A 13,300-nucleotide genomic window follows, 5' to 3' on the forward strand; every position below is an offset into this window, starting at 1 on the left:
TCGCTGTAGCTTAGAAAAAATACTTGGGTTAGAATCGCAGGCTGATAGTGCAAAAGTCAAGTTTTGCATCCGCGCGGTAGTACCCGATTACTTACTTGCAGACACCATGAAAAAAATCACCGCACTCCTCGTGCTCGCAGGCATCGCTCAAATCGCCACGGCGGCCGACGTAGTGGGCAATGCCCAGAACGCCAAAGCCAAGATTGAAATGTGTATCGGTTGCCACGGGATTCCCGGCTACAAGGCCACCTTCCCGGAAGTGTTCCAGGTGCCGATGATAGGCGGCCAGTCGGCCAAGTACATCGAAAGCGCGTTGAAGGCGTATCAAAAAGGTGACCGCAAGCATCCGTCGATGAAGGGTATCGCCAGCAGCCTGTCGGACCAGGACATCGCCGATGTTGCCGCGTTCTACTCGCAGCAGACCGCCACCACCGCCGCCGCGAAATGAGGACCGACATGATGAAAAAACTGATCACCGCGCTGTTCTGCTCCGCCGTTTCCTGCTCCGCCTTCGCTGGCGGCAATATCGACGCCGGCAAGGCGCTGGCCGACAAGTACAGCTGCTTCGCCTGCCACGGCAAGGATTTCAACACCCCGATCGACCCGAGCTATCCGAAGCTGGCCGGCCAGCACAAGGATTACCTGGAGCACGCGCTGACCGCCTACAAGCGGGGCGACGGCGCCAACGGCCGCAACAACGCGATCATGACCGGCCAGGTCAAGCCGCTGAGCAACCAGGACATCAAGGACCTGGCGGCCTACCTGCACAGCCTGCCGGGCACGCTGGCGGTACACCGCTGATCCGCTTCGATGCCTATGAAAAAGCCACGCAATGCGTGGCTTTTTCAATCCGGGGTCAGATCCGACATTTGGACACGGTCTCTGCCGTAGCGGCCGCTACGGCAGAGACCGTGTCCAAATGTCGGATCTGACCCCGGATTTTACAGGCGGCGCTTGACCGCTTCGATGTAGGCCTCGCCGTCGGGCGGGGTGCCGCTGCGCTGGGCGTTCCAGATCATCTCGCCCAGGCATTCCATGATCTCGTGGTGCGCCGCGTGGGCGTCGTCCAGCTTCAGGGTCAGCGCGGTGGCGGCGTCGCGGATGCCGCGCGGCTGGTCGATCGAGATCTGCTCGTCGATCGACAGATGCATCGACAGGTGCAGGAAGGGATTGGCTTGCGCCCCTTCGACCGAGTAGTCGCGCGCCAGCGCCGCGTCGACGTCGCCCAGCACGTCGTGGTACTCCGGATGGTTGCGCACCCAGTCGGCCGCCATCGTCTCTATGGGGGTCATGATTTCATTGGCCCGCTGCTTGCGGAAAGTCTCGCAGAAGAAACGGCGGACGTCGTCGGAGGAGGGATTAAACATGCCGATATTGTACCCGCTCGATAAAATAAGCGATGTCCGCGGCCTCGGTCGTAATTATTTAATAACCTTGATGGATATGCCATGCTGAACCAATCCGCCCTCGATACGCTGTTCTACAGCGCCCGCACCCACAACGGCTGGCTGGACCGCGAAGTCAGCAACGCCCAGCTGGAACTGTTGTACGACCTGCTTAAATGGGCGCCCACCTCGGCCAACAGCTCGCCGGCGCGGCTGGTGTTCGTGCGCTCGGCGGAAGCCAAGGCCAGGCTGCGGCCGGCCCTGTCCGCCGGCAACGCCGACAAGACCATGGCGGCGCCGGTCACCGTCATCGTCGGCATGGACCTGGCGTTTTATGAAAAGCTGCCGCAGCTGTCGCCGGCCGTCGATGCCCGCTCGTGGTTTGCCGGCAAGGACGAGGCGATACGCTCCACCGCCTTCCGCAACTCGTCGCTGCAGGGCGCCTACCTGATCATGGCGGCGCGGGCGATCGGCCTCGATTGCGGGCCGATGTCCGGCTTCGACAACGCCAAGGTGGACCAGGCGTTCTTTGCCGGCACGACGGTCAAGTCCAACTTCCTGTGCAATCTCGGCTACGGCGACGTGGCCAAGGTGCGTCCGCGCGCGCCGCGGCTGGCGTTCGACGAGGCCTGCAAGATCGTTTGAATAAAAAAATGGGACAGCCAGGCTGTCCCATCGTTTCAACCGCTTTTCTTTTCCGGTTCGGCCGCCACTGCCGGCTCGGCCGTCCCGCAGGTCGAACCCGGCGGTTCCGGATTCGGCCGCGGCGGATGCGGCTGGCGCAGGTAGCGCGAGCCGTGGTGCCGGCGGTCGTGGCCGTTGGCCGGCCAGGTCAGGAAGCGCGACAGCTCCTGCAGGGCCCGCTGATACACTTCCCGCTTGAATTCGATCACCACGTCCAGCGGCACCCAGTACTCATGCCATCGCCAGGCGTCGAATTCCGGATGGTCGGTCAGGCGCAGGTTGACGTCGTTGTCGCGGGCGCACATCCGCAGCAGGAACCAAATCTGCTTCTGGCCACGGTAATGGCCGCGAATCTCGCGCTTGATGAAGTGGTCGGGCACCTCGTAGCGCAGCCAGTCGCGCGTGCGGCCGACGATCTTGACATGCTCTGCCCGTAATCCGATCTCTTCTTCCAGCTCCCGATACATCGCCTGTTCCGGCGTTTCTCCGTATTTGATGCCGCCCTGCGGAAATTGCCATGAGTGCTCGCGCACCCGCTTGCCCCACCACACCTCGTTCTGGGCGTTTAGCAGGATGATGCCGACGTTGGGCCGAAACCCTTCACGATCGAGCATATTGCACCTCAAACTTTCTGCGACCGAGCTCCCTGCTTATATTTTTGCCCACAAAACCGCGCCACGGCTGGGTTTTCGGGGTACGAAAACGGCCATGGAGCTATCAATTGAACGCATTTGTATAAAGTATGGACGCATCAGCCAGCTAATCCTTTAAAATTAGGTTGATTATAACTCTCTCTTTTTAAAAAGAATTCACCGTATGCGCGCCTCACGATTTTTTATTTCCACGCTTAAAGAAGCGCCTTCCGACGCCGAGATCGTCAGCCACCAGTTGATGATGCGCGCCGGCATGATCAAACGCCTGGGTTCGGGCATTTATACCTACATGCCGATGGGCTTGCGCATCATCCGCAAGGTCGAGGCGATCGTGCGCGAAGAGATGAACCAGGCCGCCGCCATAGAGCTGCTGATGCCGCTGATCCAGCCGGCCGAGCTGTGGCAGGAAACCGGCCGCTGGGACAAGATGGGCGCCGAGCTGCTGCGCATCAAGGACCGCCACGGCCGCGAGTTCGCTTTCCAGCCGACCGCCGAGGAAGTGATCACCGATGTTGTTCGTTCGGAAATTAAATCCTACCGTCAGCTTCCGTTGAATTTTTACCACATTCAGACCAAATTCCGCGACGAACGCCGTCCGCGCTTCGGTTTGATGCGCGGCCGCGAGTTCACCATGAAGGACGCCTACTCGTTCGACCGCGACCTGGCCGGCATGCAGGCTTCGTACCAGATCATGTATGACGCCTATACCCGCATCTTCAACCGCTTCGGCCTGAAGTTCCGCGCGGTGGCGGCCGACAACGGCGCCATCGGCGGCACCGGTTCGCATGAATTCCACGTCATCGCCAGCACCGGCGAGGACGCCATCGTCTACTGCCCGAGCTCGGACTACGCCGCCAATATGGAGGCGGCCGAGGCGCTGCCGCTGGCCGCCACCCGTCCGGCCGCCGCGCAGGCATTGACCAAGACCGCCACGCCGGACGCCACCAAGTGCGAAGCGGTGGCCGAACTGCTCAAGCTGGACCTGGCGCAGACGGTGAAAACCATCGCGCTGACGGTGGAGACCGAAAAAGACGGCAAAACAGCTAAACAGTATTTCATGTTATTGCTGCGCGGCGACCACGAGCTCAACGAAGTCAAGGTCGGCAAGGTGCCCGGCCTGGCGGCGCACCGCTTCTCGACCGAAGCCGAGATCCTCGAGGTGTACGGCTGCGTGCCTGGCTACCTGGGTCCGATCGGTACCAAGGCCCCGGTCACCATCGTGGCCGACCGCACGGTCGCCAACATGGCCGACTTCGTCTGCGGCGCCAACGACGCCGGCTACCACTACACCGGCGCCAACTGGGGCCGTGATACCGCCGAGCCTGCCATCGTGGCCGACCTGCGTAACGTCGTCGCCGGCGACGCCTCGCCGGACGGCAAGGGCGTGCTGGCGATCGAGCGCGGCATCGAAGTGGGCCATGTGTTCCAGCTGGGCACGGCGTACTCGGAGTCGATGAAGGCCACCTTCCTCGACGAAAACGGCAAGCCCGCGCCGCTGCAGATGGGCTGCTACGGCATCGGCATCACCCGCATCCTGGGCGCCGCGATCGAGCAGAACTTCGACGACAAGGGCATCATCTGGCCGACCTCGCTGGCGCCGTTCGAACTGGTGCTGTGCCCGATGGGCATGGACCGCAGCGAGGCGGTCAAGGAAGCGACCGAGCAACTGTACGCCGACGCGCTGGCGGCCGGCATCGACGTCATCGTCGACGACCGCGGCCTGCGTCCGGGCCAGATGTTCGCCGACTGGGAGCTGATCGGCGTGCCGCACCGCGTGGTGATCGGCGACCGCGGCCTGAAGGAAGGCAACCTGGAATACCAGGGCCGCCGCGACGCCGAAGCGACCGCCGTGCCGGTGGCCGACATCGTCAGCTTCGTCAAAGGCAAAATGGCGGCGTGAACGTGAAGCGCATGCTGGGCGCGGCGATCGCGGCGGTGCTGGTCACCGCCGGCATCGCCCACGCCGGCAACCAGAAGGAAGAAGCGCTGGCCGATTCGGTTCGGCTGGCGCTGTCGAACGCGATCAAGGATGCGACGCCGCCGCAGCCGACCTTCCGCACCGAGGCCGAGCGCCTGCGCTACCAGGGCTGGCTGGCGCAGATGTCGTCGCGCCTGAAGCGCAAGCTGCCCGACGAGCAGACCCGCAGCGAATTCCTCTCCACCGTGTGGTACGAAGCGCGCCGCGCCGGGCTCGACCCGGGCATGGTGCTGGGCCTGATCCAGGTCGAATCGGCCTACCGCAAGTACGCGGTGTCGATGGTGGGCGCGCGCGGCTACATGCAGGTGATGCCGTTCTGGACCAACATCATCGGCGACCGCAACCGCAGCGCGCTGTTCAATATGCAGACCAACCTGCGCTACGGCTGCGCCATCCTGCGCATGTACCTCGACATGGAGGCCGGCAACCTGTATCTGGCGCTGGGCCGCTACAACGGCAGCCGCGGCAAGCCCGACTACCCGAACGCCGTGCTCTCGGCCTGGAACAACTGGAAATAAATCCGGGGTCAGATCCGACATTTGGACACGAACTCTGCCGTAGCGGAAGCTACGGCAGAGTTCGTGTCCAAATGTCGGATCTGACCCCGGATTAAAAAATGCCTCAAGCGCGTGAGCGATTGAGGCATCCCGGCGCGGCTGTACTGGCCGCTGCGCTTATTTCAGGTGGTCGGAAATGAGCTTGGTCATTTCGAACATGGACACTTGGGCTTTGCCGCCGAATACAGCTTTCAGCTTGTCGTCGGCGTTGATCATGCGGCGGTTGGCCGGATCTTGCAGGTCGAGCTTCTTGATGTAATCCCAGACTTTCTTGGTCACTTCGGTGCGCGGCAGCGGGGTGGCGCCGACCACGGCGGCCAGCGTTGCCGACGGCGTCATCGCTTTCATGAAGGCGGCGTTCGGTTTGCGCGCTGCGGCCGGAGCTGCCGCTTTTTTCACTGCTGGTTTGGCTGCTGCTTTTGCTGGTGCTGCTTTTTTCGCGGCTGCTGGTTTCGCGGCTGCGGCCTTCTTAGCTGGTGCTGCTGGGGTTTTTTTGGCTGTTGCCATCTTCGAGCCTCCTTAACGAACACATGGAAAATTGCGCAATTGATCGCACCGGCTAATATTGGTGGTGATTTAAGGCTTATGCAAGTGTTTTTCGCGTTTTTTCCCGGAAACACCACGTAAACACGGGGTTTCCCGGGCTAGCGCACCTTCACAGGGCGTAAACCGGGGCTTTTCCCCGTCTTAGCGCATGCCCGGCATCATGCCCTTCATCGAGCGCATCATCTTCATCATGCCGCCGCCGGAGAGCTTTTTCATCATCGTCTGCATCTGCTCGAACTGGGTCAGCATGCGGTTCACTTCCTGCACCTGGACGCCGGCGCCGGCCGCGATGCGGCGCTTGCGGGTGGCCTTGATCAGCTCCGGCTTGGCCCGTTCCTGCGGCGTCATCGAGTCGATGATGCCGACCATGCGCCGCACCTGCTTGTCGGCCTGGTCCATGTTGGCGCCGCCGGCGGCCTGCTGGAACTGGGCCGGCAGCTTGTCGACCAGGCTGGCCATGCCGCCCATTTTCTTCATCTGGCCCAGCTGCGCCTTGAAGTCGTTCATGTCGAACTTGCCTCCCGACTTGACCTTGGCGGCCAGCTCGGCCGCGGCCTTGCTGTCGACGCCCTTGCGCGCCTCTTCCACCAGCGCCATGATGTCGCCCATGCCCAGCACGCGGCTGGCCATGCGCGCCGGGTCGAACGCTTCCAGCCCGTCGAGCTTTTCCGACACACCGGCAAACTTGATCGGCTTGCCGGTGACGTGGCGCACCGACAGCGCGGCGCCGCCGCGCGAATCGCCGTCCAGCTTGGTGAGCACGATGCCGGTCAGCGGCAGCGCGTCGTTGAAGGCCTTGGCCGTGTTGATGGCGTCCTGGCCCAGCATGGCGTCGACCACGAACAGCGTTTCGATCGGTTTCACGGCGGCGTGGACGGCGGCGATTTCCTGCATCATCGCTTCGTCGATGCCGAGGCGGCCGGCTGTGTCGATGATCAGCACGTCGTGGTAGTGCTTCCTGGCCCAGTCCAGCGCGGCCAGCGCGATGTCGACCGGCTTGTCCTGCGCGGTGGACGGGAAGAAATCGGCGCCGACCTGGGCGGTCACCGATTGCAGCTGGGCGATCGCGGCCGGACGGTAGACGTCGGCCGACACGGTCAGCACCTTCTTCTTCTTTTCTTCCTTCAGGTACTTGGCCAGCTTGCCGACGGTGGTGGTCTTGCCCACACCCTGCAGGCCGGCCATCAGGATGATCGCCGGCGGCTGCTGGGCAAAGCTCAGCTGCGACGCTTCCGGCCCGAGGTCGGCGCCCATCAGCGCGGCCAGCTCGCGCTGCACCACGCCGACCAGCGCCTGGCCCGGCGTCAGCGACGAGATCACTTCCTCGCCCAGGGCCTTGTCCTTGACCTTGGCGATGAATTCGCGCACGGCCGGCAGGGCGACGTCGGCCTCGAGCAGCGCCAGCCGCACTTCGCGCAGCATCTCAGCGGTGTTGGCTTCGGTCAGGCGGGCCTCGCCGCGCATGGTTTTAACGACCTTGGCAAGGCGTTGGGTAAGATTGTCTAGCATGATGGACCCGGAATGAACAGTGGCCGCCATTTTACCCCATCGGGGCGGCGGCCGGCGTGGCGGCGGCCGGCAAGCCTGCTATCATCGCCGGATGAACCCAGCAAGCAGATTATTACGGCCGGCGGCGCTGGCCCTGGCGTCGGCGATCGCCGCGCGGGCCGGCGCGGCCACCGTCAGCATGGCCTTCGGCGACAACCTGCCGCCTTATATATTAGTGCGCGAGGATGCCGGCATCGAAGTCGAGATCGTGCGCGAGGCGCTGGCCTGGCGCGGCCACGCGCTGCAGGCGCGCTATTTGCCGATGGGGCGCATCCCGCCCAGCTTCAAGGCGCGCCAGGTCGACGCCATCATGATGGACGTCGGCGAGGACATGACGCCGCACGGCGGCTACTACGGCGCGCCGCCGGTGGTGTACGACAATGTGTTTTATACGCTCAAGAGCCGCCGGCTGGTGATCCGCAAGCCGCAGGACCTGGTCGGCCGCAGCGTGATGTCGTTTGTCGGCGCGGCCAACCGCTATCCGGTGTGGCTGGCCGGGCTGTCGCGCAACGACTACGTCGAGAACAACCACCAGGAAGTGCAGCCGCAGTTGCTGGCGCTGGGCCGCTACGAGGTGGTGCTGAGCGACCGCAGCGTGTTCCGCTACTACGCCCGCAGCAAGCCCGGCTTCGTGATGCCGGCGGTGGACGAGCACAGCGTCATCCAGGCCGATCCAAACGACTACCGTCCCGTGTTCCGCGACGCCGCCATCCGCGACGACTTCAACGCCGGCCTGGCGCACCTGCACAAGAGCGGCCGCTACCGCGCCATCTACGACAAATACCTGAAGGACTAGTGCGGCAGCACCACCTTGACGATGCCGCTGCCCGAGATCACGGCCACGCTGGCCGGTCCGGTGCGCACCGCCGACATCGGATACTGCAAACCGCCGGGCAGCGTGCCGAGCACCGTGCCCTGCTGGCCGGCCACGCCGGCCAGCGTGCTGCGGGTGCCGTCGGCAGCGGTGCGATACAGCAGGGCCTGTGAAGAATCGGCCGCATAGGTATAGCCGTCGGGTGCCTGGGCGAGGCCGGCGGGCAGGCTGGCGATCGTCGTCACCACGCCCTGCGGCGTGACCTTGCGCAGGGTGAGCTGATTGTTGAAGCTGGCGTCGCGGTCGTTGACATACAGATTGCCATCGGCGTCGATGCCGGCCAGCGACGCGCCGACGAAGCTGGCCGCCGCGCCGCTGCCGTCGCGCACGCCGACGCTGGTGATGCTGCCGGCAAGCACGCTGACGGCGCCGCCCGGCGTGACCTTGCGGATGTCGCCGCCTAGCGCGCGCGGACCCCGGGTGTCGTCGAGCTTCTGGCTGGCGATGTAGATGTTGCCGGCCTTGTCGACCACCATGCTGTTGGGCTGGGCTGCCTCGGAGGTGTCGTGCGCCAGCGTGGTGACGTTGCCCGCCGGGGTAACCTTGCGCAGTATCAGCTCGATCGTTCCGGACGAGTGCGTGTCATAAAACCCGGCGGCATAGTCGATCACGTACAAGTTGCCGCTATTGTCGGCAGCCAGCACGCGCGGGCGTCCAAATATGGCGGCGGCGCCCTGGCCGTCCTTCTCGATGATGGTGAAGGGGTCAGCAGACAGCCCGTCGTGGTAGACGTCGCCGGCCACCAGCCACACGCCGGGCGCGCCCGGGTCGGGATACAGCGTCAGCGTCGTGCTCTGGCTGGCGTTGCCGGCCTTGGCGGTGATGACCACGCTGGTCGGGGCGCTGACGGCGGCGGCCGGCGGCGTGTAGCTGACCGTCGCGCCGCTGGCGGCCGACAGCGTGCCGGGGCCGGCATCGACGCTCCAGCTGACGGTGCCGGCGACGTCGGGCGTGGCGGTCAGGCTGACTGCGGCGGCGCCGGGCAGCAGTTCGCCATTGCCGGATTTGCTCAGCGTGATGGTCTGCGCCACCGGCGCGGCCGGGCCGCCGGCGCTGCCACCACCGCCGCCGCAAGCGGCCAGCATCGTTGCCAGCGCCAGCGCGCGGAGGGCGCCGCGTGCGGCGGCAGGGAGATTCGTGACGGACATGATGCTCCTGTTTGTATAAAAACAATATTAAATATAATTGCAGGCGAATTGTCCATCATCCGGGGGCCGTTCATATACACACAATGTCACCAACGACCGGCGCAGTGACAAGTTTTTGCTGTTTTTCATGGAGCTGCTTGATATGATCGGTGCACAATAGCAATGGTGGCCGTCGGCCGACATTCGTCAAGGAGAGAGACTGCATGAAACTGAAAACGTTCGGCAAGATAATGACTGCGGCGGCATTGCTCATGGCCGCCGGCGCCCAGGCCCAGGAGGTGGTACGCCTGGGTAACCTGAAGTTCGCCCACTACGGCGCCGTCTCGTACATCAAGGAGATCGCGCCCAAGTGCGGCATCAAGGTCGAGGAGCGGGTGTTCGCCAAGGGGCTGGACGTCATGCAGGGCATCATCGCCGGCGAGCTCGACGTCGGCACCACGGCGTCGGAGGCGGCCATCTCCGGCCGCGCCAGCGGCGCGCCCATCTTTGTCGTGGCCGGCTTCGCCAAGGGCGGCGCGCGGCTGGTCGGACGCGCCGACCTCAAGCTCAAGACGCTTGCCGACCTGAAGGGCAAGAAGGTCGGCGTCACCCGCGGCGGCATCCAGGAAGTGCTGCTGCTGGCCGAGCTGCAGCAGGCCGGCCTGAGCTTTGCCGACCAGCCGGGCAAGGACGTGCAGCTGATCTACCTGGCGTACGCCGACCTGAACCAGGCCATGCTGGGCAAGAACATCGACGCCATGATGAATTCCGAGCCGCAGTCGTCGCAGGCGATCAACAAGGGCTACGGCACCGAGATCCTGAAGCCGTACAACACCCCGATCGGCGAGCCGATCCGCACCATGGTGATGACCGAGAAGTTCTACAAGGAGCGCCGCCCGCTGGCCGAGAAGTTCATGCGCTGCTTCGTCGAGGCCACCAAGACCTTCATCGACAATCCGGCCGTGGCCGAGAAATACGTGCGCGAGACGGTGTTCAAGGGCCAGATCACCAAGGACGACTTCGACGACGCGATCGGCAATTCGCCGTATTCCTACGACATCACGCCTGAGCACATCCAGATCACCACCGACGTCATGTTCAAGACCGGCGTCGGCCGCATGGCCAAGCCGCCCGCCGCCAAGGAGTGGGTCAAGACCGACCTGCTGGACGCGGCCAAGAAAAGCCTGGGCGTGAAGTAATGGCCGGCGCCTCGGCTGGTTCGCGCTGGAGGGAGGCCGGCGTCGGCCTGATCGTGCCGGCGCTGGTGATCGCCGTCTGGCAGGTCGTGGCCGTGATGGGCTGGGCCAACCCGCAGATGTTGCCGTCGCCGCTGGCGGTGCTGGAACGCTGGATCGCCTATTTGCTGCCGATCCAGCCGTACGACGCGGCCCAGGGCAGCTGGCTGGCGTGGGCCGTGTCGGGCGAGCTGATCGTCGATTCGCTCGGCAGCCTGTACCGCGTGGTGGTCGGCTTCGCCATCGGCGCCGCGCTGGCGCTGCCGCTGGGCTTGCTGATGGGCGCGCGGCCGCGCGTCTACGCCTGGTTCAATCCGCTGATGCAGCTGCTGCGGCCGATCCCGCCGATCGCCTACATCCCGCTGTCCATCCTGTGGTTCGGGCTGGGCAACGCGCCGGCCATCTTCCTGATCGTGCTGGGCGCCTTCTTCCCGGTGCTGATGAACACCATCGCCGGCGTGCGCCAGGTCGACGGCATCTACCTGCGCGCCGCGCGCAACCTGGGCGCGACCGGCGGCACGCTGTTCGTGCGGGTGATCCTGCCGGCCGCCGTACCCTATATATTGTCCGGCGTGCGCATCGGCATCGGCACCGCCTTCATCGTCGTCATCGTGTCCGAGATGATCGCCGTCAACAACGGCCTGGGCTTCCGCATCCTCGAGGCGCGCGAGTACTTCTGGTCGGACAAGATCATGGCCGGCATGATCACCATCGGCCTGATCGGCCTGGCCATCGACACCGGCGTCAACAAGCTGAACAACTACCTGTTGCGTTGGCACCGTGGTTTGGAGAACTGACATGAGCGCAGCCCACATCGTCATCTCGCAGGTCAGCAAGGTGTTCCAGACCGCCGAGCGCGAACTGGTCGCGCTCAAGGACATCGACCTCGACATCCCGCAGGGCCAGTTTGTCTGCCTGCTGGGGCCTTCCGGCTGCGGCAAGTCGACCCTGCTCAACGCGGTGGCCGGCTTCGCGCTGCCGTCGTCGGGCAGCATCACCGCCGACGGCCAGCTGGTGACCGGCCCCGGCCCCGAACGCGGCATGGTGTTCCAGGAATATGCGCTGTTCCCGTGGATGACGGTGGCCGACAACGTCGCCTTCGGCCTGGAGATCAAGGGCATGCCGAAGGCGCAGATCAGCGCCGTGGTCGACAAGCTGCTGGCCATGCTGTCGCTGACCGACTTCCGCAACCGCTACCCGAAAGACTTGTCCGGCGGCATGCGCCAGCGCGTCGCCATCGCCCGCGTGCTGGCGCTCGATTCGCCCATCATGCTGATGGACGAGCCGTTCGGCGCGCTTGACGCGCTGACGCGCCGCAACCTGCAGGACGAGCTGCTGCGCATCTGGGCCGAACTGAAGAAGACCATCATCTTCGTCACCCACAGCATCGAGGAGGCGATCTACCTGGCCGACCGCATCGTCGTCATGACCTACCGTCCCGGCACCGTCAAGCGCGACCTGATGGTGGACCTGCCGCGCCTGCGCGACCCGGCGGCCGCCGAGTTCAACGCGCTGAAGCGCGAACTGGGCCAGCTGGTGATGGAGGAACAGCAGCGCCATCACCACGACGAGCTGCGCATGGCAGCCGTCGACTGAGCGATGGTGTAAACTGCGGCACATGCAGACCTATTTATTCCTCGCAGCCGTCGCGCTGTATCTCCTCTGCGCCGCGCTGCCGTCGCGCCGCGGCGGGCTGATTTCCGCCGTGACGGCGGCCGCCTGGCTGCTGCACGGCGCCGGCCTGTGGTCCGAGGTGGCCGGCGGCGCCGGCACCATCCGCATCGGCTTCGCCGCCATGCTGTCGTCGGCGCTGTGGGTGTCGGTGGCCGCCTACTGGATCGAAAACCGGAACTTCAGCCTGGACGGCCTGCGCCGCCTGGTGATGCCGAACGCCGCGCTGGCGGCCGCGCTGCAGGCCGGCTTTCCCGGCAACGTGATTCCGCTGGAAGGCAAGTCGCCGCTGTTCGGCTGGCATATCGCCATCGCCACGCTGGCCTACAGCACCTTGACCATCGCCGCCTTCCACGCGGTGCTGATGTCGCTGCAGGAAAAGCGCCTGCACGCCGGCACCGACCGCAAGACCTTCTTGTCCGGCGCGCTGGACCAGCTGCCGGCGCTGCTGACGATGGAGAAGCTGTTGTTCCGCATGATAGGCTTCGGCTTCGCGCTGTTGAGCCTGACCGTGTTGTCGGGTATCGTGTTCTCCGAACAGCTATTCGGCCAGGCGCTCAAATGGGACCACAAATCGGTGTTTACGCTGATGTCGTGGCTGCTGTTTGCCGCGCTGCTGGCGGGGCGCCGCTTGCGCGGCTGGCGCGGCAAGACCGCGCTCAGCTTCACGCTGGCCGGCTTCGCCACCTTGTTGCTGGCCTACGTCGGCAGCCGTTTTGTGTTTGAAGTGGTTTTGCATAAGGGTTGGGCATGAGCCGTATTATCTTTTGGCTGGCATTGGCGTTCCTGGTGATCTTCGCCGTGCGCAGCAAGATCCGCCAGGCGCAGAAGCGCCACGAACAGCAGTTTCGCCAGCCGCCGGCTGCCGGCCAGCAGCCGCCGCCGCAACCGGGCCGTCCGGCCCGCGCCGCCCAGGCGGCCGACGCGGAAACCATGCTGCAATGCGCGCACTGCGGCATTTTCTATCCCGCATCCGAGACCGTGCAGGCGCGCGGGCGCGACTACTGCAGCGCGGCCCACGCCACGCTGCCGGCCGCCTAGG

Annotated in this window: 16 protein-coding genes; 11 read left to right on the forward strand and 5 right to left on the reverse strand. The window is 64.8% G+C overall.

The window, feature by feature from the left end; translation table 11 throughout:
- Positions 1-106: 106 nt before the first annotated feature.
- Complete coding sequence (locus ACCD07_RS24970) at positions 107-448, forward strand: c-type cytochrome (protein WP_176652445.1); 342 nt, start codon at positions 107-109, stop codon at positions 446-448.
- 11 nt (positions 449-459) lie between these two features.
- On the forward strand, positions 460-801 hold the full coding sequence (locus ACCD07_RS24975; RefSeq protein ID WP_176652864.1) for a c-type cytochrome: 342 nt from the start codon (positions 460-462) through the stop codon (positions 799-801).
- A gap of 140 nt (positions 802-941) precedes the next feature.
- Here the strand turns inward: ACCD07_RS24975 and ACCD07_RS24980 are convergent, their stop codons facing one another.
- Positions 942-1,367 carry a DUF1841 family protein gene (locus tag ACCD07_RS24980; protein WP_176652446.1) on the reverse strand — a complete coding sequence of 142 codons (426 nt, stop codon included), beginning with the start codon at positions 1,365-1,367 and terminating at the stop codon, positions 942-944.
- Positions 1,368-1,448: 81 nt separating this feature from the next.
- On the opposite strand from ACCD07_RS24980, the gene ACCD07_RS24985 reads away from it, so the two are divergent.
- Positions 1,449-2,030, forward strand: a complete 582-nt coding sequence (locus ACCD07_RS24985; RefSeq protein ID WP_413448899.1) for a malonic semialdehyde reductase — start codon at positions 1,449-1,451, stop codon at positions 2,028-2,030.
- Positions 2,031-2,065: 35 nt separating this feature from the next.
- Here ACCD07_RS24985 and ACCD07_RS24990 read toward each other — a convergent pair whose 3' ends face one another.
- The gene (locus ACCD07_RS24990; RefSeq protein ID WP_176652448.1) at positions 2,066-2,683 is read right to left on the reverse strand and encodes an RNA pyrophosphohydrolase; all 618 of its coding nucleotides are present in this window, start codon (positions 2,681-2,683) and stop codon (positions 2,066-2,068) included.
- Positions 2,684-2,885: 202 nt separating this feature from the next.
- Here ACCD07_RS24990 and ACCD07_RS24995 point away from each other — a divergent pair, with 202 nt between their 5' ends.
- A complete protein-coding gene (locus ACCD07_RS24995; protein WP_353400949.1) occupies positions 2,886-4,622 on the forward strand; it encodes a proline--tRNA ligase in 1,737 nt (578 codons plus the stop codon).
- 11 nt (positions 4,623-4,633) lie between these two features.
- Complete coding sequence (locus ACCD07_RS25000; RefSeq protein WP_413448909.1) at positions 4,634-5,218, forward strand: lytic transglycosylase domain-containing protein; 585 nt, start codon at positions 4,634-4,636, stop codon at positions 5,216-5,218.
- A 156-nt stretch (positions 5,219-5,374) separates the two neighbouring features.
- On the opposite strand, the gene ACCD07_RS25005 is transcribed toward ACCD07_RS25000, so the two are convergent.
- Together ACCD07_RS25005 and ffh are read right to left on the reverse strand one after the other, a co-directional pair.
- Positions 5,375-5,764 (reverse strand): SWIB/MDM2 domain-containing protein, encoded by a 390-nt coding sequence (locus tag ACCD07_RS25005; protein WP_176652450.1) that lies wholly within the window; start codon positions 5,762-5,764, stop codon positions 5,375-5,377.
- Between the two features lie 180 nt (positions 5,765-5,944).
- Complete coding sequence (gene ffh, locus ACCD07_RS25010; RefSeq protein ID WP_176652451.1) at positions 5,945-7,312, reverse strand: signal recognition particle protein; 1,368 nt, start codon at positions 7,310-7,312, stop codon at positions 5,945-5,947.
- Positions 7,313-7,403: 91 nt separating this feature from the next.
- Between ffh and ACCD07_RS25015 the strand changes: the two genes are divergently transcribed.
- The gene (locus ACCD07_RS25015; RefSeq protein WP_413448900.1) at positions 7,404-8,147 is read left to right on the forward strand and encodes a substrate-binding periplasmic protein; all 744 of its coding nucleotides are present in this window, start codon (positions 7,404-7,406) and stop codon (positions 8,145-8,147) included.
- Here ACCD07_RS25015 and ACCD07_RS25020 read toward each other — a convergent pair.
- Positions 8,144-9,373, reverse strand: a complete 1,230-nt coding sequence (locus tag ACCD07_RS25020; RefSeq protein ID WP_413448901.1) for a hypothetical protein — start codon at positions 9,371-9,373, stop codon at positions 8,144-8,146. The two genes, ACCD07_RS25015 and ACCD07_RS25020, sit on opposite strands and share 4 nt — an antisense overlap.
- Before the next feature lie 203 nt (positions 9,374-9,576).
- Between ACCD07_RS25020 and ACCD07_RS25025 the strand changes: the two genes are divergently transcribed.
- From ACCD07_RS25025 to ACCD07_RS25045, 5 genes are read left to right on the forward strand one after another with little or no spacing between them, the layout of a single operon-like run.
- Positions 9,577-10,551 (forward strand): ABC transporter substrate-binding protein, encoded by a 975-nt coding sequence (locus tag ACCD07_RS25025; protein WP_413448902.1) that lies wholly within the window; start codon positions 9,577-9,579, stop codon positions 10,549-10,551.
- Positions 10,551-11,384: an ABC transporter permease gene (locus ACCD07_RS25030; RefSeq protein WP_176652455.1), complete on the forward strand. Its 834-nt coding sequence runs from the start codon at positions 10,551-10,553 to the stop codon at positions 11,382-11,384. The genes ACCD07_RS25025 and ACCD07_RS25030 overlap by 1 nt, the downstream gene beginning before the upstream one ends.
- A gap of 1 nt (position 11,385) precedes the next feature.
- Positions 11,386-12,183 (forward strand): ABC transporter ATP-binding protein, encoded by a 798-nt coding sequence (locus tag ACCD07_RS25035; protein ID WP_176652456.1) that lies wholly within the window; start codon positions 11,386-11,388, stop codon positions 12,181-12,183.
- A 22-nt stretch (positions 12,184-12,205) separates the two neighbouring features.
- Complete coding sequence (locus tag ACCD07_RS25040) at positions 12,206-13,012, forward strand: cytochrome c biogenesis protein CcsA (RefSeq protein ID WP_176652457.1); 807 nt, start codon at positions 12,206-12,208, stop codon at positions 13,010-13,012.
- A complete protein-coding gene (locus ACCD07_RS25045; RefSeq protein ID WP_176652458.1) occupies positions 13,009-13,299 on the forward strand; it encodes a PP0621 family protein in 291 nt (96 codons plus the stop codon). The genes ACCD07_RS25040 and ACCD07_RS25045 overlap by 4 nt, the downstream gene beginning before the upstream one ends.
- The last annotated feature ends 1 nt before the right edge of the window (position 13,300 follow it).

The organism is Duganella sp. Dugasp56, from assembly GCF_047304105.1.
Lineage (GTDB): Bacteria > Pseudomonadota > Gammaproteobacteria > Burkholderiales > Burkholderiaceae_D > Rugamonas > Rugamonas hordei.